14 protein-coding genes and 1 rRNA gene are annotated in these 20585 nt (G+C 71.4%); 13 read left to right on the forward strand and 2 right to left on the reverse strand.

Annotated elements, in window-relative coordinates; genetic code table 11:
* The first annotated feature begins 97 nt into the window (after positions 1-97).
* Complete coding sequence (locus ABS735_RS02650) at positions 98-3916, forward strand: glycosyltransferase family 2 protein (protein WP_373902962.1); 3819 nt, start codon at positions 98-100, stop codon at positions 3914-3916.
* On the forward strand, positions 3913-5439 hold the full coding sequence (locus ABS735_RS02655; RefSeq protein WP_373902963.1) for a DUF5719 family protein: 1527 nt from the start codon (positions 3913-3915) through the stop codon (positions 5437-5439). The genes ABS735_RS02650 and ABS735_RS02655 overlap by 4 nt, the downstream gene beginning before the upstream one ends.
* Before the next feature lie 76 nt (positions 5440-5515).
* Here the strand turns inward: ABS735_RS02655 and ABS735_RS02660 are convergent, their stop codons facing one another.
* Positions 5516-5968, reverse strand: coding sequence for a metallopeptidase family protein (locus ABS735_RS02660; protein ID WP_061444376.1), 453 nt, complete (start codon positions 5966-5968; stop codon positions 5516-5518).
* A 295-nt stretch (positions 5969-6263) separates the two neighbouring features.
* On the opposite strand from ABS735_RS02660, the gene ABS735_RS02665 reads away from it, so the two are divergent.
* The 9 genes from ABS735_RS02665 to ABS735_RS02705 all read left to right on the forward strand — a co-directional run bounded on the left by ABS735_RS02665 (position 6264) and on the right by ABS735_RS02705 (position 16318).
* Positions 6264-6686 (forward strand): DUF3499 domain-containing protein, encoded by a 423-nt coding sequence (locus ABS735_RS02665; protein WP_102928736.1) that lies wholly within the window; start codon positions 6264-6266, stop codon positions 6684-6686.
* A gap of 152 nt (positions 6687-6838) precedes the next feature.
* The gene (locus ABS735_RS02670; protein WP_373902988.1) at positions 6839-8455 is read left to right on the forward strand and encodes an L-lactate permease; all 1617 of its coding nucleotides are present in this window, start codon (positions 6839-6841) and stop codon (positions 8453-8455) included.
* Positions 8456-8534: 79 nt separating this feature from the next.
* Entirely contained in the window at positions 8535-9899 is a 1365-nt protein-coding gene (locus ABS735_RS02675) for a phosphomannomutase/phosphoglucomutase (protein ID WP_373902964.1), read from the forward strand.
* 102 nt (positions 9900-10001) lie between these two features.
* Positions 10002-10172: a Trm112 family protein gene (locus ABS735_RS02680; RefSeq protein WP_007450268.1), complete on the forward strand. Its 171-nt coding sequence runs from the start codon at positions 10002-10004 to the stop codon at positions 10170-10172.
* Between the two features lie 79 nt (positions 10173-10251).
* Positions 10252-11379, forward strand: coding sequence for an SIS domain-containing protein (locus ABS735_RS02685; RefSeq protein WP_373902965.1), 1128 nt, complete (start codon positions 10252-10254; stop codon positions 11377-11379).
* Positions 11380-11455: 76 nt separating this feature from the next.
* Entirely contained in the window at positions 11456-12607 is a 1152-nt protein-coding gene (manA, locus tag ABS735_RS02690; protein ID WP_373902966.1) for a mannose-6-phosphate isomerase, class I, read from the forward strand.
* 201 nt (positions 12608-12808) lie between these two features.
* Complete coding sequence (locus ABS735_RS02695) at positions 12809-13789, forward strand: cation diffusion facilitator family transporter (RefSeq protein WP_373902967.1); 981 nt, start codon at positions 12809-12811, stop codon at positions 13787-13789.
* 337 nt (positions 13790-14126) lie between these two features.
* The gene (gene ahcY / locus ABS735_RS02700) at positions 14127-15584 is read left to right on the forward strand and encodes an adenosylhomocysteinase (protein WP_373902968.1); all 1458 of its coding nucleotides are present in this window, start codon (positions 14127-14129) and stop codon (positions 15582-15584) included.
* Between the two features lie 119 nt (positions 15585-15703).
* Positions 15704-16318 carry a hypothetical protein gene (locus tag ABS735_RS02705; RefSeq protein ID WP_373902969.1) on the forward strand — a complete coding sequence of 205 codons (615 nt, stop codon included), beginning with the start codon at positions 15704-15706 and terminating at the stop codon, positions 16316-16318.
* A gap of 24 nt (positions 16319-16342) precedes the next feature.
* Here the strand turns inward: ABS735_RS02705 and ABS735_RS02710 are convergent, their stop codons facing one another.
* Entirely contained in the window at positions 16343-17269 is a 927-nt protein-coding gene (locus tag ABS735_RS02710) for an RDD family protein (protein WP_373902970.1), read from the reverse strand.
* 126 nt (positions 17270-17395) lie between these two features.
* On the opposite strand from ABS735_RS02710, the gene ABS735_RS02715 reads away from it, so the two are divergent.
* Together ABS735_RS02715 and ABS735_RS02720 are read left to right on the forward strand one after the other, a co-directional pair.
* Positions 17396-18403, forward strand: coding sequence for a stage II sporulation protein M (locus ABS735_RS02715; protein WP_373902971.1), 1008 nt, complete (start codon positions 17396-17398; stop codon positions 18401-18403).
* A 552-nt stretch (positions 18404-18955) separates the two neighbouring features.
* Positions 18956-20482 (forward strand): 16S ribosomal RNA (locus ABS735_RS02720).
* Positions 20483-20585: the final 103 nt, after the last annotated feature.

Here is a 20585-nt window from a genome sequence, read left to right on the forward strand (position 1 = left end):
GTCCAGCCGATAGTGTGGGCGCTCGTCCGAGACGCCCCGCCACCCCCAACAGGCACGGGCGTCCACCGCAGTCCACTGAACCGGGGCCCGTACCTCGATGTCCGTGCAGAGTCACACGGCAGCCCAGCAAGACCTCGCTGCCACACCTGAGTTCCCGCGTCACGTCGTGACCGCGGTCCTCGTCGCCCACGACGGAGCCCGCTGGCTGCCCGACGCGCTCGCCGGGCTGCTCGGCCAGGAGCGCCCCGTCCAGTACGCCGTGGCCGCCGACACCGGCAGCGCCGACGACTCCTCCCGGCTGGTCGCCGACGCCCTCGGCGACGACCGCGTGCTCCACCTCGCCCGGCGCACCGGCTTCGGCCAGGCCGTCGAGGAGGCCGCCCGCATCGCCCCCGTCCTCACCCCCGAGGACCTGCCGTACCTGAGGCGGCCCAGCGGCTGGGACCCCGCCACGCGCACCTGGCGCGACGACGCCTACGACATGCCGGAGCTGCCCCACGGAGAGCCGGTCCAGTGGCTGTGGCTGCTGCACGACGACTGCGCCCCCGAACCCGACGCACTCGCCCAGCTGCTGCGCGTCGTGGACACCGAGTACGAGCTCGGCCGCGACGACGTCGCCGTCGTCGGGCCCAAACTCCGCGGCTGGTACGACCGCCGCCAGCTGCTCGAGGTGGGCGTCTCCATCGCCAACTCCGGCCGCCGCTGGACCGGCCTGGACCGCCGCGAACAGGACCAGGGCCAGCACGACCACGTCCGCACCGTGCTGTCGGTGTCCAGCGCCGGCATGCTGATCAGGCGCGACGTCTTCGAGCGGCTCGGCGGATTCGACCGCCGGCTGCCCCTGATGCGCGACGACGTCGACCTGTGCTGGCGCGCGCACGCCGAAGGACTGCGCGTCCTCGTCGCCCCGGAGGCGGTCGTCCGCCACGCCGAGGCGGCCTCGCGCGAACGCCGCGCCGTCGACTGCGCGGGCCGCACCACCGCCTCACCGCACAAGGTGGACAAGGCCGGCGCCGTCCACACCCTCCTCGTCAACGTCCGCACCGCCGTCCTGCCGTGGGTGCTGCTGCGCATCGTCCTCGGCACGCTGCTGCGCACCGTCGCCTACCTCGTCGGCAAGGTGCCCGGTCAGGCCCTCGACGAGATCCGGGGCCTGCTGGGCGTCCTGCTGCGACCCGAGCGCATCATCGCCGGCCGACGCGAACGCGGCCGTCCCCAGGTCGAGAAGGACGAACTGCGGCCCCTGTTCCCGCCCCCCGGCGCGACCATCCGCGCCACCGTCGAGCAGGTCGCGGGCGATCTCTTCGGCGGTTCCGACGCCGAGGCCGCCGCGGGCGCCGGACGGCACGGCGGGGCCATCGAGTCGGGACCCGGCGGCGACGACGCCGACTTCCTGGAGATCGAGCAGTTCGCCCGCCTCAAGCGCATCGCACGCAAGCCCGGCCCGGTGCTCTTCCTGGTGCTGCTGCTCGTCTCCCTGGCCGCCTGCCGCGCGCTCCTCGGCGGCGGCGCCCTGTCGGGCGGCGCGCTGCTGCCCGCACCGGCCGGCGCCGGCGAGCTGTGGTCGCGGTACGTGGACGCCTGGCACACGGTCGGCACGGGCGGCACCGCCTCCGCGCCGCCCTACCTCGCCGTCCTCGCCACGCTCGCCTCCGTACTGCTCGGCTCGACCGGACTCGCCGTCACCCTGCTGCTGGTCTGCTCGGTGCCCCTGGCGGGCGCCACCGCGTACTTCGCCTCCCGCCCGCTGGTCCCGTCCCGGCTGCTGCGCGCCTGGGCCGCCGTCGCCTACGCCTTCCTGCCCGCCGCCACCGGCGCCCTCGCCGGCGGCCGCATCGGCACCGCCGTCCTCGCCGTACTGCTGCCGCTCGTCGCGCGCGCGGGCGTCGCGGCGGCCGGCCTGGCGGCCTCCTCCGGTGCCCGCGGCAGCTGGCGCGCCACCTGGGCGTACGCACTGCTGCTGACCGTCACCACCGCCTTCACTCCCGTCGTGTGGCCCGTCGCGCTGATCCTCGGCATCGGGGTCCTCGCCCTGCGCCGTGGCGAGATCACGGCGTACGGACCGCGCTTCCTCGCCCAGCTCGGCACCCCGCTGCTGCTGCTCGCCCCCTGGTCGCTGTCGCTGCTGCCGTTCGGCTTCTTCGACGAGGCCGGGCTCGAGTACGGCTCCTCGGCCGCCTCCGCGCTCGACCTGCTCGGCGCCAGCCCCGGCGGACCCGGCACGGTCGGCGGACTGTTCCTCGTCGGCATCGTGCTGGCCGCGCTGGCGGCGCTGCTGCGCTCCGAGCGACAGCTGGGCGTCCGGACGGCCTGGGCCGTCGCCCTGGTCGCCCTCGTCTTCTCGGTCCTGTCCAACCGCTCCGCCTGGGCCGGACCCGCCACCCTCGTCTACGGCATCGCCCTGCTGTCCGCCGCGGCCCTCGGCGCCGACGGGGCGCGCTTCCGCGTGGCCGAGCAGAGCTTCGGCTGGCGCCAGCCCGTCGCCGCCCTGATCGCCCTTGCCTCGGCCCTCGGCCCGCTGATCGCCGCCGCCGGCTGGATGATCGGCGGCGCCGACGGCCCCGTGGAGCGACGCGACCCCGTGCAGGTGCCCGCGTTCGTCGCCGAGGAGAGCCACACCCGCGACCAGGCCCGCACCCTCGTCCTCGACAGCGACTCGGCCGCGCACGTGGGCTACATGCTGGTCCGCGGTTCCGGCGCCCGCCTCGGCGACGGCGAACTGGCCTCCGGCGACGGCGGGAACAGCACCCTCGACAAGGTCGTCGCCAACCTCGTGGCCGGCTCCGGCGCCGACCAGGCCGACCAGCTCGGCGGGTTCGCCGTGCGCTACGTGCTCGTGCACAAGGGCGCGCCCCGCGAGGTCACCCGGGTCCTGGACGCCACACCCGGACTGAGCAGGCTCAGCCAGCAGGACGGCAGCGGACTGTGGCGGGTGGACCAGGAGGTCGCGCGCGCGACCATCGTGGCCGGCGAGAAGTCCGGTGCCGGGAAGTCCGGTGCCGGCGAGCCCGAGCCCGTGGCGGCCGGGCCCGTCGAGATCCACACCGACATCAAGGCGGGTCCCGACGGCCGGGTGCTGCGCCTCGCCGACACCGCGGCCGAGGGCTGGACGGCGACCCTGGACGGCAAGCCGCTCACCCGCACCACGGTCGACGGCTGGGCCCAGGGCTTCGAACTCCCCGCCTCCGGCGGCCGGCTGGACGTCACCTACGACGACCCGTTCACACACACGGCCTGGCTGTGGGTCCAGGGACTCCTCGGCGTCGTCCTCGTCGTCCTCGCCCTGCCCGGCAGGCGCCGCGACGTCGACGACGACCTGCCCGACGAACAACTCGTCCCCGCCCAGGCCACCGAGGGCGAGGGACGCCGGGCACGGCGACTGCGCGCCCAGGCCGAAGCGGAGGCGGAGGCGGCGGCCGGAGCAGGAGCAGGAGCAGGAGCAGGTGTGGAGCCGGGTCCCGGGGCAGCGGATGACGCAGCCGAGGCGCCCGGGGTTCCGGAGCCGCCCGCGGCGGCACCCGTGCCGGTTCCGCAGCAGCAGGCGTACGGCGCATGGGACACGACGGGGTACACCGGCGCCGAGTACGGCTCCTACGACGGCACCTACGGCGGCGAGCAGTACCAGAGCGCCCAGCAGTACGACCCGGGCGCGTACGGGCAGCAGCCGTACCAGGCGGACCCGTACCAGCAGGACGCCTACCAGGGCGGTCACGGCGGCCAGGACGCGCAGTACGGGACGGGCGGCCACTACGACCCGTACGCCTACGGCGACCCGGCGCAGGGCCAGGAGGCCGGGTACGACCCCGCGTTCGACCAGGCATACGGCCGGGGCGGCTACGACACGCCCTACGACCCTTCCCAGCCCCAGCAGCCCCACGGCACGGGCAGTGAGCGTCCCGACGGGAGCCAGCAGTGAAGCGCACGACCCTGTCACTGATCGCCTGCGCGGCCGCGCTCGCCGCCGTCACCGGGTTCGCGGTGGTGTCCGCCCCGGACGACTCCGGCTCGGACACCGCGGCACCGGCCGCCCGGCTGCCCGTGGAGCGCACCAGCCTGCTGTGCCCGGCGCCCAGCACCTCCGACCTCGCCGAGACCGCGTACACGTCCTTCACGCCCGTCACGAAGGGCGCCGACGAGAAGGGCAGCGCCGCACTCGTGACGGCGGAGTCGGCCGGCGCCACCGAGGACGGCGAGGACGGCGGGAAGGGCGACAAGGAGGAGAAGGGCGAGAAGGGCGAGAAGACGGAGAAGCCGGTCGTCCAGCCCAAGGCGCCCGGCACGCCGGTCGCCGGGAAGACCACCGGCGCCGACACCCCCGCGCTCATCGGCACCGGCGAAGGGGGCAACGCACCGGGCTGGACGGTCCAGCAGACCACGGAGGTCGCCGCCGGGACGGGCCGGGGACTGCAGGGCGTCAACTGCACGGCCCCCGACACGGAGTTCTGGTTCCCGGGGGCCAGCACCGCGACCGACCGCACCGACTACGTGCACCTGACCAACCCCGACGACTCGGCGGCCGTCGTCGACATCGAGCTGTACGGCAAGGACGGAGCCCTGGAGTCCACGGTGGGTGAGGGCGTCACGGTGCCCCCGCACGCCAGTGAGTCCCTCCTGCTGTCCACGCTCAGCGACGTCAAGCAGACCGACCTGACCGTGCACGTCGGCGTGCGCAGCGGGCGGCTCGGCGCCGCGGTGCAGGCCCTGGACGACAAGACCGGCGGCGACTGGCTGACCGCGGCCGCGGACCCGGCGAGCGACCTCGTCATGCCGGGCATCCCGAAGGACGCCACCGCCGTACGCCTGGTGCTGTTCACACCCGGCGGCACCGACGCCGACCTCAAGGTGCGACTCGCCTCCCCGTCCGGGCTGATCACGCCCGCCGGCCACGAGACGGTGCACGTCAAGGCCGGTATGACGACCGGTGTCGACCTCGGCGAGGTCACGCGCGGCGAAGCGGGTTCGCTGGTGCTGACGCCGACGGACCGGTCCGTGCCGGTCGTGGCCGCACTCCGGGTCGTGCGGGGCAAGGGCGACGAGCAGGAGTCCGCGTTCATCCCGGCCTCCGACCCGGTCGGTGCGCGTGCGACGGCCGCGGACAACCGCGCCAAGAGCACCACCCTGGCCCTGTCCGCGCCCGACGCGGCCGCGAAGGTCAAGGTCACGGCGTCGGCGGGCACCGAGGGCGGCACGACGGCGACCAAGACGTACACGCTCGAGGCCGGCACGACCCAGAACGTCGACGCACCGGTACCCGCTGGACTCAAGGGCTCCTACGCGCTGACCGTCGAGACCGTGTCGGGCGGTCCGGTCTACGCGTCGCGCGCCCTGACCGGTTCGGACGACGACGTGGCGTCCTTCACCGTCCAGACCCTCCCCGACGACCGGGGCACGGTCTCGGTGCCGAACGCGGACGAGGATCTGTCGGTACTGCAGAAGTAGCGCGCCGGAGACGCCTTGCGCGGTGGCCGGAGCGAGGCCACCGCGCAAGGCGCCCGCTGCTCGGCGGCCCCGCCGTTCAGTCCTCCCCGTACCGCGGATCCACCGTCTCCGGGGTCAGCCCCAGCAGCTCCGCGACCTGTTCGACGACGACCTCGTGCACCAGCAGCGCCCGCTCGTCCCGCCCCTTGGTCCGGATCTCCACCGGCCGCCGGTAGACGACCACCCGCCCCCGCCGCCCGTCCCGTGACGGCACCGTGCCCCCGAGCGGTACGGCCTCGTCGTTCCACGCCTCCCCGGCCGCGGCCGGTCGCGGCACGTCGAGGACGAGGAAGTCGATGTCGGCGAGTTGCGGCCACCGCCGCTCCAGGCGCTCCACGGAGTCCTGCACCAGGTCGGCGAACACCTCGCCACGGCTCGCGGCGAGCGGCACCTGCGGGGGTGCGACCGGGCCGCGCATGCCCCGACCGTGGCGATCACGACGGCGGGGGCCTGGGCGGCCGGCATCACGGGGCGTCACGGGGTTGTCCATCACTGGTGAAGGGTAGTCCCCGCCGGGGCGGCGTGCCCGCCCCGCACGCGCACAGCGGGCGGGGTGGAGGCGGCCCACTCGGCTTGTCGCCGGATGACCATTCCAGCCAAGGTTGGGCTCGATTTCGTATCTCTCCGTGACCGTGGAACTCAAGGCAAATGTCGTTGTTTGTATCGGGTCGTGACCGCTTCCCGAGCCGCGCGGACTCCTCGGGACCGGCGTCCACGCAGGTCGAACGGGGGTGTGCGGGAGGCCTCGTAGGACGTTTCACGCCACGACACGGGGGTGTGACCTGGTGGAGAGTCGTCGCGGCCCGCTCAAGAGTGCGGTACCGTCCAACATCGTGAGCCCTGTACGTCGCTGTTCGCGCACCGCCTGCGGCCGTCCCGCCGTCGCGACGCTGACGTACGTCTACGCCGACTCGACCGCGGTCCTCGGCCCGCTCGCCACCTACGCCGAACCCCACTGCTACGACCTGTGCGCCGAGCACTCCGAGCGCCTCACCGCCCCGCGCGGCTGGGAGGTCGTCCGCCTGCTCGACGGATCGGCCCCGGCCCGCCCCAGCGGCGACGACCTGGAGGCGCTGGCCAACGCGGTGCGCGAGGCGGCCCGGCCCCAGGAGCGGGCGGCGGAGGCCGGCGGCGGCGCACGGACGGCCGACCCGATGGAGGTCGCGCGCCGCGGCCACCTGCGCGTGCTGCGCTCGCCGGACAACTGAGTCCCGCTCGCACCCCACTTCTCCCGTCGCACTTCCCGTGGCCTCGGTCACATCCGTTGCTGCACACCCATTGACGCCTCGTTGTCGCGGACACGACCATTCCGGGAGTCGCGAGAAATCGCTTTCGCATGGCGGAATCCGGGGAGGCGTCCGTGTACGTGCAGGAACTGGAACCCGTCGCCGGTTCGCTCGGCCTGTCCGCCCTGGTGGCGGCCCTGCCACTGGTGATCGTCCTCGTCCTGCTGGGCGGCGTCCGCATGAAGGCGCACCTGGCGGGCCTCATCGGCCTCCTGGCCGCCGTACTGGTCGCCTGGCTCGCCTACGGCATGCCGCTGGACCAGACGGCCTCCAGCGCCGTCCAGGGAGCGGTTTTCGGCCTCTTCCCCATTCTGTGGATCGTCGTGAACGCCCTGTGGGTTTACCGGATGACCGTCCGCACCCGGCACTTCGACATCCTGCGCCGCTCCTTCGGCCGGCTCTCCGACGACCCCCGCATCCAGGCCCTCGTCGTCGCCTTCTGCTTCGGCGCCCTCCTGGAGGCCCTGGCCGGGTTCGGGGCGCCCGTCGCGATCTGCTCCGTCATGCTCGTCGCCCTGGGCTTCGACCCCGTGCGCGCCGCCGTCGTCTCGCTCGTCGCCAACACCGCGCCGGTCGCCTTCGGCGCGATGGGCACCCCCGTGGTGACACTGGCCCAGGTCACCGGGCTGCCCCTGGACGACGTCGCATCCGTGGTCGGCCGCCAGACGCCCCTGCTCGCCCTCGTCGTACCGCTGCTGCTGGTCGCCCTGGTCGACGGGCGGCGCGGGCTCCGCGAGACCTGGGTGCCCGCCCTGGCCTGCGGGGTCGCCTTCGCCGTCGCCCAGTTCGTCGCCTCCAACTACGTCTCCGCCCAGCTCGCCGACATCGCCGCCGCCCTGATCGGCGCCGGTGCCCTGGTCGCCGTACCGCACTCCCGCCGGCCCGCCGCCGAGCCCGTACGGGCGTCCGTCCTGACCGGCGTACGCAGCGAGGAACTGGACGAGGAGGACTCCGCGCGGGAGGTGGTGCGGGCCTACGCGCCCTACGCGCTGATCGTCGCCGTGTTCTCCGTGGCGCAGATCCCCGCGGTCAAGGACTGGCTGGCGAAGGCCACCCAGAGCTACGACTGGCCGTTCCTCGACGTGGCCGACCCCGAGGGCAATCCGGTCGGCGGCAACGTCTTCTCCTGGCCGATCGTCTCCACCGGCGGCACGCTCGTGCTGTTCGCCGGGGTGGCGACGGCCGTCGTGCTCGGCGTGCACGCGCGCGTGGCGGTCAAGGAGTGGCTCGCGACCGTGCACGAACTGCGGTTCGCGATCCTCACCGTCACCTCGGTCCTCGCCCTCGCCTACGTCATGAACCTCTCCGGACAGGCCGCCACCATCGGCCACTTCGTCGCGGCCGCGGGCGCCGGCCTCGCCTTCCTCTCCCCGGTCCTCGGCTGGTTCGGCGTCGCCGTCTCCGGCTCCGACACCTCCGCCAACGCCCTCTTCGGCGCCCTCCAGGTCACCGCCGCGCGGGAGTCGGGCCTGTCGCCCGAACTGCTGGCCGCTGCCAACAGCTCCGGCGGCGTCCTCGGCAAGATGATCTCCCCGCAGAACCTCACCATCGCCTGCGCCGCCGTCGGCCTCGCGGGCCGCGAGGGGGACCTGCTGCGCAAGGTGCTGCCCTGGAGCCTCGGCCTGTTGCTGGTCATGTGCCTGATCGTGGTCGGGCAGTCCACGGTGGTCCTGGGCTGGATGCTGCCCTGACCTCGGGAACCTTCCGGGCGGCCCGTCGGTCCCTACGGGTAGTTTGTGGGCTCCGACAGGACTTTCAGGAAGGTTGGCCGTGGCTGCTGATCTGTCGCAGATCGTGAAGGCGTACGACGTGCGCGGTGTCGTCCCGGACCAGTGGGACGAGCCGCTGGCCGAGCTGTTCGGCGCGGCGTTCGTCGAGCTGACCGGCGCGAGCGCCATCGTGGTCGGCCACGACATGCGGCCCTCGTCCCCGGGCCTGTCCGGCGCCTTCGCGCGCGGGGCGGCGGCCCGTGGCGCCGACGTGACCGAGATCGGCCTGTGCTCCACCGACCAGCTGTACTACGCCTCCGGCGCGCTGAACCTGCCGGGCGCCATGTTCACCGCCTCGCACAACCCCGCGCAGTACAACGGCATCAAGCTGTGCCGCGCGGGCGCCGCCCCGGTCGGCCAGGACACCGGCCTCGCCGAGATCCGCGCCCTGGTGGAGCGCTGGAGCGACTCCGGCGCCCCGGAGCCGTCCGCCCTCCCCGGCACGGTCACCCGGCGCGACACCCTCGCCGACTACGCGGCCCACCTGCGCTCCCTCGTCGACCTCACCACCGTCCGCCCCCTCAAGGTCGTCGTCGACGCGGGCAACGGCATGGGCGGCCACACGGTCCCCCCGGTCTTCGCCGGCCTGCCCCTCGACGTCGTGTCGATGTACTTCGAACTGGACGGCACCTTCCCCAACCACGAGGCCAACCCGCTCGACCCGGCCAACCTCGTCGACCTGCAACAGCGCGTCCGCACGGAGGGCGCCGACCTCGGCCTCGCCTTCGACGGCGACGCCGACCGCTGCTTCGTCGTCGACCAGAACGGCGACCCGGTCTCCCCTTCCGCCGTCACCGCCCTCGTGGCCGCCCGCGAGCTGGCCCGCAACGGCGGCAAAGGCACGGTCATCCACAACCTGATCACCTCCTGGTCCGTTCCGGAGGTCGTGCGCGAGAACGGCGGCACACCGGAACGCACGCGCGTGGGCCACTCCTTCATCAAGGCCGAGATGGCCAGGACCGGCGCCATCTTCGGCGGCGAGCACTCCGCGCACTACTACTTCCGTGACTTCTGGAACGCCGACACCGGCATGCTGGCCGCCCTCCACGTCCTCGCCGCGCTCGGCGAGCAGGACGGCCCGCTGTCCGCCCTGGTCGCCGCGTACGACCGCTACACCGGCTCCGGTGAGATCAACTCCACCGTCGACGACCAGCAGGCCCGCCTCGCCGCGATCCGGGCCGCGTACGAGGGCCGCGACGACGTCACCGTGGACGACCTGGACGGCCTCACCGTCACGACGGCCGACTGGTGGTTCAACGTCCGCCCCTCCAACACCGAGCCCCTGCTCCGCCTGAACGCGGAGGCCCGCGACGAGGCCACGATGACCAAGGTGCGGGACGAAGTCTTGGCGATCATCCGCGCCTAGCCGCCGCTGCGCCGGCCTGCGTCCCCCGCCCCCGGCCCAGAACCGGCGGTACCCTGACCAGCACATCCAGACAAGCCCCACCACCCCGAAGGGAACCCCCCCATGCCGCTCGAAGCCGGCCTCCTGGAGATCCTCGCCTGCCCCGCCTGCCACGCCCCCCTCAAGGAGCAGGACGCGGAGCTGATCTGCACCGGCCAGGACTGCGGCCTGGCGTACCCGGTGCGCGACGGCATCCCCGTCCTCCTCGTCGACGAGGCCCGCCGCCCCGAGTAACCGCCGGCCAGGCGACCGGCAACCCGGCGACGACCCCGCGCAACCGAACGAACGCCCCGGCGATCGGAGACCTGCCGCCATGCTCGACGAATCGCTCCTCGACGCCCCGGAGCGCCTCACCGAGGCCGACCGACGCGGCCTGCTCCGCGGCGCCGCAGAGGCCGGTGCCCGCGTCCGCACCGCCGCCCGGCACGCCGCCGAGGCCGGCGTCGGCAACCTCAAGCCGGACGGCCGCCCCCGCGCCGTACTGATCGCAGGACCCGGCGCCGCGGCCACCCACGCCGCCGACCTCCTCGGTACCCTCGCGGGCGCCGGCAGCCCCGTCACCCGCCTCGCCCCCACCGGCGTCGCCCCCGCCGCGGGCGCCCTGCGCTGGGAACTGCCCGGCTGGGCCGGCTCCGTGGACCTCCTGCTGATCGCCACCCCCGACGGCACCGAGCCCGGCCTGTCCCTGCTCGCCGAACAGGCCTACCGCCGGGGCTGCACGGTCGTCGCCGTCGCCCCCGACCGCTCCCCGCTCAGCGACGCGGTGAGCGCCTCCCGCGGCCTGTTCATCCCGATGGCGACCGCCCCGTACGACCACGACGAACCCCTCGCCGGTGCCGCCCCCGGCGTCCTGTGGGCGCTGCTCACCCCGCTCCTCGCGCTGCTGGACCGCACCGGGCTGCTCGAGGCGCCGCCCGAGGCCATCGACAAGGTCGCCGACCGCCTCGACACCGTCGCCGAACGCTGCGGGCCCGCGATCGTCACCTACAGCAACCCCGCCAAGACCCTCGCGGCCGAACTGGCCGACTCCCTCCCCGTCGTCTGGACCGAGGGCACCTCCGCCGGACCCGCCGGCCGCCGCTTCGCCGCCGCACTCGCCGAACTGTCCGGCACCCCCGCCGTCGTCGCCGACCTGCCCGAGGCGCTCGCCGCGCACAGCGCCCTGCTCGCGGGCCAACTCGCCGCCGGCGCCGACCCCGACGACTTCTTCCGCGACCGCGTCGATGAGCCGGCCGCCCTGCACGCGCGCGTAGTGCTCCTGCGCGACCGGCCCACCGGCGGCCTCACCGCCGCCCCCAACGCCCGTGACCTGGCCCTCGGCCACGACACGCCGATCAGCGAGCTGGAACCGGAAGCGGGCGGCGAACTCGAGACCCTCGCCGAACTGATCGCCATCACGGATTTCGCCGCCGTTTACCTGGCACTCGCCTCGGGAGCCTGATCCCGTACGCACCATCACCCCGTACGACGTCCCCGACTCCCACGTACCACCGCGCACGCACCGGCAGAGAGAGCCCATGGACCGCCTCGACAACACCGTCCGCCCCTACGCCTGGGGTTCCACCACCGCGATCCCGACCCTGCTCGGGACCGAGCCGACCGGCGAACCGCAGGCGGAGATGTGGATGGGCGCCCACCCCGGCGCCCCCTCCCGCACCGGCCGGGGCACCCTCGCCGAGGTCGTCGACGCCGACCCCGAGAAGGAACTGGGCGCCGCGTCCGTCGCCAAGTTCGGCCCCCGGCTGCCCTTCCTCCTCAAGCTCCTCGCCGCCGGCGCCCCGCTCTCCCTCCAGGTCCACCCCGACCTCGCCCAGGCCAAGCAGGGGTACGAGGACGAGGAGCGCCGAGGTGTCCCCCTGGACGCCCCGCACCGCAACTACAAGGACGCCAACCACAAGCCCGAACTGGTCTGCGCCCTCACCGAGTTCGACGGCCTGTGCGGCTTCCGCGCCCCGGCCGGGACGGCCGACCTGCTCGACGGCCTCGGCGTCGCCTCCCTCAAGCCGTACGTCGACCTGCTGCGCGCCCACCCCGAGGACGCCGCCCTGCGCGAGGTCCTCACTGCGATCCTCACCGCGGACCCCGAGGAGATGTCCCACACGGTCACCGAGACCGCGGCCGCCTGCGACCGCCTCGGCGGCGCCTACCGGCCGTACGCCGACATCGCCCACCACTACCCGGGGGACCCCGGCGTCCTCGCCGCCATGCTCCTCAACCACGTCCGGCTCCAGCCCGGCGAGGCCCTGTACCTCGGCGCCGGCATCCCGCACGCCTACCTCAACGGCCTCGGCGTCGAGATCATGGCCAACTCCGACAACGTCCTGCGCTGCGGCCTCACCCCCAAGCACGTCGACGTCCCCGAACTCCTGCGCATCGTCCGCTTCGAGGCGGGCGACCCCGGCATCCTGCGCCCGGAGGCGTCCCCCGACGGCGAAGAGGTCTACGACACCCCGACCGACGAGTTCCGCCTGTCCCGCTACGTCCTGCCCGAGGGATCCGGCGCCCACGACCTCACCCTGCCCACCCCGCAGATCCTGCTCTGCACGGCTGGCACGGTACGGGCGGGCGAACAGGAACTGGCCCCCGGTCGTTCCGTCTTCGTCCCGGCCCACGAAAAGGCCGAAGTGTCCGGAACCGGCACGCTCTTCCGGGCCACCGTGCGCGTCTGACACGGGCCTGACACGGGTCTGACACGGGTCTGACGGGCGTACGACGGGGCATCCGGCACGTCGGGGCCCGCACGGGCTGCAACAATGGCGCACCGCAAAGGAGGGGCAAAGCCGGTCAACGGCCTGCCCCACCGGCGCACGGACGCAGAAGAAGCAGACCGAACAGACGAAGCAGACGCAGGCGAAGGGACAACGCGACACATGAGCGCGTCAGGCGGTACCAGGGCGATCGTGGCGGCACTGCTCGCCAACCTCTCGATCGCGGTGGCGAAATTCGTGGCGTTCCTCTTCAGCGGATCGTCGTCGATGCTCGCCGAGTCCGTGCACTCCGTCGCCGACTCGGGCAACCAGGGCCTGCTGCTCCTGGGCGGCAAGCGGGCCCAGCGCGAGGCCACCGCGCAACACCCCTTCGGCTTCGGCCGCGAGCGCTACATCTACGCCTTCCTCGTCTCCATCGTGCTCTTCTCCGTCGGCGGCATGTTCGCCCTCTACGAGGGCTACGAGAAGATCAAGCACCCGCACGAACTGGAGCACTGGTACTGGCCGGTGGGCGTCCTGGTCTTCGCCATCATCGCCGAGGGCTTCTCCTTCCGGACCGCCATCAAGGAGTCCAACCCCCTGCGCGGCAAGAAGTCCTGGAAGGAGTTCATCCGCCACGCCAAGGCCCCGGAGCTGCCGGTCGTCCTCCTGGAGGACTTCGGCGCCCTCGTCGGCCTGATCCTCGCCCTCGGCGGCGTCGGCCTCGCCCTGCTCACCGGAGACGGCGTCTGGGACGGCATCGGCACCCTGTGCATCGGCATCCTGCTCATCCTGATCGCGCTCGTCCTCGCCGCCGAGACCAAGTCCCTGCTGCTCGGCGAGGCCGCCGGCGCCGAGGTGGTCCAGCAGATCGAGGCCGCGGTCGTCGCCGGCGAGACCGTCACCGGCATCATCCACATGCGCACCCTCCACCTCGGCCCCGAGGAACTGCTCGTCGCCGCCAAGATCGCCGTCCGCCACGACGGCACGGCCACGGAGATCGCCTCCGCGATCGACGCCGCCGAATCCCGGATCCGCGAGGCGGTCCCGATCGCCCGCGTCATCTACCTGGAACCGGACATCTACAGCGAGTCCGAGGCCGCCAAGGGCCCCGATCCCGAGGCGACCCCCGGCGGCCCCACCGCACCGCCCGAAGCCCACTGACCGCCGTACCTCCGTACTCCCCGGGGCCCGCCGATCCGCTCGGCGGGCCCCGTCGGCCTACTCCCCAGCGCACTTCGTCACGCTTCGTGAACGTCCGGAAGTGTTCGGAGGCGGACTGGGGACGGCGGGCGCCCGCGGTGTAGCTTGGGACGGAGCCAGACGTCGCTGCTGATGGCGGTCGGGCGGTCCAGGACGGACCGGCCGAGGGAGAGAGGGCCTCCGACGGACTGCGCTGCGCGTACGCGGGCATGCCTGTGTCCTCTTCGGGGCACCCCTGTGTCCGCCGCCGCGCAGGTCAGCCGTACCCACCTCGACCCAACCCGAGGAGCAGCCCGTAATGACGACTGTCGACAACCGACAGGACTTCAAGGTCGCCGACCTCTCCCTGGCCGCGTTCGGCCGCAAGGAGATCACCCTCGCCGAGCACGAGATGCCGGGCCTGATGGCGATCCGCAAGGAGTACGCCGACGCCCAGCCCCTCGCCGGCGCCCGCGTCACCGGCTCCCTGCACATGACCGTGCAGACCGCCGTGCTCATCGAGACCCTGGTCGCCCTGGGCGCCGAGGTCCGCTGGGCCTCCTGCAACATCTTCTCCACCCAGGACCACGCGGCCGCCGCCATCGCTGTCGGCCCGAACGGAACCCCGGACAACCCGCAGGGCGTCCCGGTCTTCGCCTGGAAGGGCGAGACCCTGGAGGAGTACTGGTGGTGCACGGAGCAGGCCCTGACCTGGCCGAACACCCCCACCGGCGGCCCGAACATGATCCTGGACGACGGCGGTGACGCCACCCTCCTCGTCCACAAGGGCGTCGAGTACGAGAAGGACGGCAAGGTCCCCTCGGTCGACACCGCCGAGTCCGACGAGCACCGCGTCATCCTCGAACTCCTCACCCGCACGGTCAGCGAGAGCCCGCAGAAGTGGACCCAGCTGGCGTCCGAGATCCGCGGCGTGACCGAGGAGACCACGACCGGCGTCCACCGCCTGTACGAGATGCACCGCGACGGCACCCTCCTGTTCCCGGCGATCAACGTCAACGACGCGGTCACCAAGTCGAAGTTCGACAACAAGTACGGCTGCCGCCACTCCCTGATCGACGGCATCAACCGCGCCACCGACGTCCTGATCGGCGGCAAGACCGCCGTCGTCTGCGGCTACGGCGACGTGGGCAAGGGCTGCGCGGAGTCCCTGCGCGGCCAGGGCGCCCGCGTGATCATCACCGAGATCGACCCGATCTGCGCCCTGCAGGCCGCGATGGACGGCTACCAGGTCACGACGCTGGACGAGGTCGTCGACAAGGCCGACATCTTCGTCACCACGACCGGCAACAAGGACATCATCATGGCCTCGGACATGGCCAAGATGAAGCACCAGGCCATCGTCGGCAACATCGGCCACTTCGACAACGAGATCGACATGGCCGGCCTCGCCAAGACCCCGGGCATCGTCAAGGACGAGGTCAAGCCGCAGGTCCACACCTGGACGTACCCCGACGGCAAGGTGCTGATCGTCCTCTCCGAGGGCCGCCTGCTGAACCTGGGCAACGCCACCGGTCACCCGTCGTTCGTGATGTCCAACTCGTTCGCGGACCAGACCCTGGCCCAGATCGAGCTGTTCACCAAGCCCGACGAGTACCCGACCGATGTCTACGTGCTGCCCAAGCACCTGGACGAGAAGGTCGCCCGGCTCCACCTCGACTCCCTCGGCGTCAAGCTGACCACGCTCCGCCCGGAGCAGGCCGACTACATCGGCGTCAAGGTCGAGGGCCCCTACAAGGCGGACCACTACCGCTACTGAGCCCGTCGGCTCACACGGCTCCTCGCCTTCGGGACAGGCCCCCGCACCTCCGTGCCGGGGGCCTGTCCCGTTGACGCCTCAGCGGCCGGACCAGCAGCCCGTCACCACTCAGGACACCCATGCCCCGCGGCCGTTATTCGCTTCACGATCCGCACGACCACACCCTCCTCGCAGAAGAACACTTCCAATGCGCCCCCGGCCCCTCCGGCTGGCGCTACGTCTCACAGCTGACCGCGCCCACCGGGGACCACCAGGGCTCCGTCGACCTCGCCCTCGACGAACTCGGCCGTCCCATCCGCCTCGAACTCCACGCCGCCGACTGGCAGGTACGCGGCGCCGCCATCGACGGCGTCACCTGGGTCCGTACCGACCCCACCGGAGTCCACGCCACCGAAGGCAATGCGCGCGCCCACGCCTTCACCGGCACGTCCCCGGCCTTCCTCGTCGCCGTCACCCGTCTTCTGCGCCTCACCCCCTCCGGATCAGCCACCCGCCTACGCCTCGTCGCCCTCACCGACCCGGTCCTCGCCCCCCGCACCGTGGATCAGTCCTGGGCCTTGCTGAACAGAGAAGCACACGCCACTGACAACGGCCCCCTCACCGTGGACGAATACCAGGTCACAGCCCTGGACACGGGCGAGCAGCACTCCGTGCACATCGCCGGTGACGTCGTACTCGCGGCCCCCGGCATCGAGCTGGAGGACCTGGAGACACCACCGTCCGTGTTCCCGTGAGGGGCGTCGGGCGGTCCGTCGTGCCTATGCGGGCGGCACGAACCCGGTTCCGGGGCGGCCGTCCGGCGGCACGTCCCGCGACACCTCGGGGCGACCATCGGATGACGGAGCAGGCGGGGTGACGGGCGCAGGCGGCGGGGCAGCCGGCGCAGGAGCCACCGGCACCACCGGCACCACCGGGGCAGCACCCCCGCCCGCCGAGGCGCCGCCGAACGCCCGCCGGGCCTCCCGAGCCTGCCGTTCCTGCAGCACCGCCGCCAGATACGCGGGCGGCGGAACCTCCCGCGGCACCGGAGCACCCGTACGGGCCGCCACATCGGCGGCGAGCCGCTCGGCCATGGCCCAGCCGACGCGCGGATCCAGCTGCCCCGCCCGAGTCAGGTACTGACGGACGGCGAGCCACAGATCGTCGGGCACCGCGGACAGGTCGAGCCCCGAGAACCGACCCGCCAGCCACGGCGGAGGCGGCGGCATGAAGCCCGCCGACGAGAACGGCACCCTCTCCCGCACGACCAGCGTGCCCGCGAACACGTCACCGAGCCGACGCCCCCGCGCCGACACCAACGAGGCGATACAGGCGATCACCCCGAACGTCATGAGGATCTCGATCACCCCGATCAAGCCCCGCACCAGCGAGTGCCGGAAACGGATCGGCCCGCCGTCGTCCCGCACCACCCGCAGCCCGCACGCCGCCTTCCCGAGCGACCGCCCATGGCTGAGCGTCTCCACGGCGATCGGCCCGCCCACCAGTACGAGGACGAAGGTCGCGATCGTGAGCGCGGTCTGCGCCGCTCCGTCCAGGGACGAGGTGGACGCCACCAGCACGATGGTCACCGCCACGTAGACGGCCACGGCCACCGCCAGGTCGAGCAGGACGGCCAGCGCCCTGCTGGGCAGCCTCGCGGGACGCAGCTCCAGCGCCACCGCCTCGCCCGTCACCAGCTCACTCACGCCCGCCGCCCTTCCCCTGACTGCCCCCGTCCCCGCCAGTCTGCCAAGCTGAGGACGCACCGCGCCGCAGTACGACAAGCTGATCCACGACGAGCCGCCGACGATAGCCGAGGAGCAGGCACACCGATGGACCTCGACGTCTTCGTCTCCGCCCACCGCGCGGAGTGGGACCGCCTCGACGCCCTGCTCCGGCGCCGGCGCCGACTGACCGGTGCCGAGACCGACGAACTCGTCGCCCTCTACCAGCGCACGGCCACCCACCTCTCCCTGATCCAGTCCAGCGCACCCGATCCCCAGCTGACCGGAAGGCTCAGCCAATTGGTGGCACGCGCGCGCAGTGTCGTGACAGGCACCCGGCGCGCATCCTGGCGCGACGTCACGCGGTTCCTGACCCAGCAGTTCCCGGCGGCCGTTTACCGGGCCCGCCACTGGTGGGTCCCCACCGCCCTCCTGTCGACCGCGGTCGCAGCCCTCCTGGGCTGGTGGATCGGCACCCACCCGGAGGTGCAGTCCACCATCGCGGCACCGAGCGAACTGCGTGAGCTCACCCGCCCGGGCGGCCAGTACGAGACGTACTACTCGAGCAACCCGGCAGCCTCGTTCGCAGCGCAGGTGTGGACGAACAACGCCTGGGCCGCCGCGCTCTGCCTCATCCTGGGCGTCTTCCTGGGACTGCCCGTCATCTGGATCCTCTTCCAGAACATGCTCAACCTCGGCGTCGGCTTCGGCCTGATGTCGTCGGCCGGCCGCCTCGACACCTTCCTCGGCCTGGTCCTGCCCCACGGTCTGCTCGAACTGACAGCGGTGTTCGTCGCCGCCGGTACCGGTCTGCGGCTGGGCTGGACCCTCGTCGACCCAGGACCTCGCACCCGACGCGTCGCCCTCGCCGAAGAGGGCCGCGCTGCCATCGGCATGGCGGTCGGCCTGGCCCTCGTCCTCTTCGTGTCCGGCGCCATCGAAGGCTTCGTCACTCCGTCCGGCCTGCCCACCTGGGCCCGCATCACCATCGGCGTCGTGGCCGAGCTGGCCTTCCTCGCCTACGTCTACGTCCTCGGCGGCCGTGCCGTGCGCGCCGGCGACACGGGCGACGTCGAGGCAGCCGAACGCAGCGCCACCGTGCCAACGGCCGCCTGATGTGCATCCACCCCTGGTGAGCTGCTACTGTCCTCTTCGTTCCCGCAAGAGCCGTTGACACGGAGCGAGCGGGGAGGTAGATTCGAACAGTTGCCTGGAGACGGGTTCACCCCAGAGGGCGACAGTGAACATCTACCAGCTTCCCCGAATCAACAAATTCGACGAAGCACTCTCCCGATGAATCGGAAACGAACAGCCGGTAAGAACGGCTCGGAACTTCTGATAAAGTCGGAACCGCCGGAAAGGGAAACGCGAAAGCGGGAACCTGGAAAGCACCGAGGAAATCGGATCGGAAAGATCTGATAGAGTCGGAAACGCAAGACCGAAGGGAAGCGCCCGGAGGAAAGCCCGAGNGTGAGTACAAAGGAAGCGTCCGTTCCTTGAGAACTCAACAGCGTGCCAAAAGTCAACGCCAGATATGTTGATACCCCGACCTGATCGGTTCGATCGGGTTGAGGTTCCTTTGAAACACACAGCGAGGACGCTGTGAACGGTCGGATTATTCCTCCGACTGTTCCGCTCTCGTGGTGTACGCCGGATGACCGGCAAGCATTCACGGAGAGTTTGATCCTGGCTCAGGACGAACGCTGGCGGCGTGCTTAACACATGCAAGTCGAACGATGAACCACTTCGGTGGGGATTAGTGGCGAACGGGTGAGTAACACGTGGGCAATCTGCCCTGCACTCTGGGACAAGCCCTGGAAACGGGGTCTAATACCGGATACTGACCCTCGCAGGCATCTGCGAGGTTCGAAAGCTCCGGCGGTGCAGGATGAGCCCGCGGCCTATCAGCTTGTTGGTGAGGTAATGGCTCACCAAGGCGACGACGGGTAGCCGGCCTGAGAGGGCGACCGGCCACACTGGGACTGAGACACGGCCCAGACTCCTACGGGAGGCAGCAGTGGGGAATATTGCACAATGGGCGAAAGCCTGATGCAGCGACGCCGCGTGAGGGATGACGGCCTTCGGGTTGTAAACCTCTTTCAGCAGGGAAGAAGCGAAAGTGACGGTACCTGCAGAAGAAGCGCCGGCTAACTACGTGCCAGCAGCCGCGGTAATACGTAGGGCGCAAGCGTTGTCCGGAATTATTGGGCGTAAAGAGCTCGTAGGCGGCTTGTCGCGTCGGTTGTGAAAGCCCGGGGCTTAACCCCGGGTCTGCAGTCGATACGGGCAGGCTAGAGTTCGGTAGGGGAGATCGGAATTCCTGGTGTAGCGGTGAAATGCGCAGATATCAGGAGGAACACCGGTGGCGAAGGCGGATCTCTGGGCCGATACTGACGCTGAGGAGCGAAAGCGTGGGGAGCGAACAGGATTAGATACCCTGGTAGTCCACGCCGTAAACGGTGGGCACTAGGTGTGGGCAACATTCCACGTTGTCCGTGCCGCAGCTAACGCATTAAGTGCCCCGCCTGGGGAGTACGGCCGCAAGGCTAAAACTCAAAGGAATTGACGGGGGCCCGCACAAGCGGCGGAGCATGTGGCTTAATTCGACGCAACGCGAAGAACCTTACCAAGGCTTGACATACACCGGAAAGCATCAGAGATGGTGCCCCCCTTGTGGTCGGTGTACAGGTGGTGCATGGCTGTCGTCAGCTCGTGTCGTGAGATGTTGGGTTAAGTCCCGCAACGAGCGCAACCCTTGTCCCGTGTTGCCAGCAAGCCCTTCGGGGTGTTGGGGACTCACGGGAGACCGCCGGGGTCAACTCGGAGGAAGGTGGGGACGACGTCAAGTCATCATGCCCCTTATGTCTTGGGCTGCACACGTGCTACAATGGCCGGTACAATGAGCTGCGATACCGTAAGGTGGAGCGAATCTCAAAAAGCCGGTCTCAGTTCGGATTGGGGTCTGCAACTCGACCCCATGAAGTCGGAGTCGCTAGTAATCGCAGATCAGCATTGCTGCGGTGAATACGTTCCCGGGCCTTGTACACACCGCCCGTCACGTCACGAAAGTCGGTAACACCCGAAGCCGGTGGCCCAACCCCTTGTGGGAGGGAGCTGTCGAAGGTGGGACTGGCGATTGGGACGAAGTCGTAACAAGGTAGCCGTACCGGAAGGTGCGGCTGGATCACCTCCTTTCTAAGGAGCACTTCTTACCGGGTCCTTCGGGACACGGTCAGAGGCCAGTACATCAGCGAATGTCTGATGCTGGTTGCTCATGGGTGGAACGTTGACTACTCGG

The sequence above is a fragment of the Streptomyces sp. MMCC 100 genome (assembly GCF_041538145.2).
Taxonomy (GTDB): domain Bacteria; phylum Actinomycetota; class Actinomycetes; order Streptomycetales; family Streptomycetaceae; genus Streptomyces.

What these genes read in the sequence shown, in the direction of transcription:
- ABS735_RS02705 (WP_373902969.1), top strand. Translation starts at nt 15,704, where the DNA reads ATGCCCCGCGGCCGTTATTCGCTTCACGATCCGCACGACCACACCCTC.
- ABS735_RS02660 (WP_061444376.1), bottom strand. Translation starts at nt 5,968, where the DNA reads ATGGACAACCCCGTGACGCCCCGTGATGCCGGCCGCCCAGGCCCCCGC.
- manA (WP_373902966.1), top strand. Translation starts at nt 11,456, where the DNA reads ATGGACCGCCTCGACAACACCGTCCGCCCCTACGCCTGGGGTTCCACC.
- ahcY (WP_373902968.1), top strand. Translation starts at nt 14,127, where the DNA reads ATGACGACTGTCGACAACCGACAGGACTTCAAGGTCGCCGACCTCTCC.
- ABS735_RS02680 (WP_007450268.1), top strand. Translation starts at nt 10,002, where the DNA reads ATGCCGCTCGAAGCCGGCCTCCTGGAGATCCTCGCCTGCCCCGCCTGC.
- ABS735_RS02650 (WP_373902962.1), top strand. Translation starts at nt 98, where the DNA reads ATGTCCGTGCAGAGTCACACGGCAGCCCAGCAAGACCTCGCTGCCACA.
- ABS735_RS02685 (WP_373902965.1), top strand. Translation starts at nt 10,252, where the DNA reads ATGCTCGACGAATCGCTCCTCGACGCCCCGGAGCGCCTCACCGAGGCC.
- ABS735_RS02695 (WP_373902967.1), top strand. Translation starts at nt 12,809, where the DNA reads ATGAGCGCGTCAGGCGGTACCAGGGCGATCGTGGCGGCACTGCTCGCC.
- ABS735_RS02715 (WP_373902971.1), top strand. Translation starts at nt 17,396, where the DNA reads ATGGACCTCGACGTCTTCGTCTCCGCCCACCGCGCGGAGTGGGACCGC.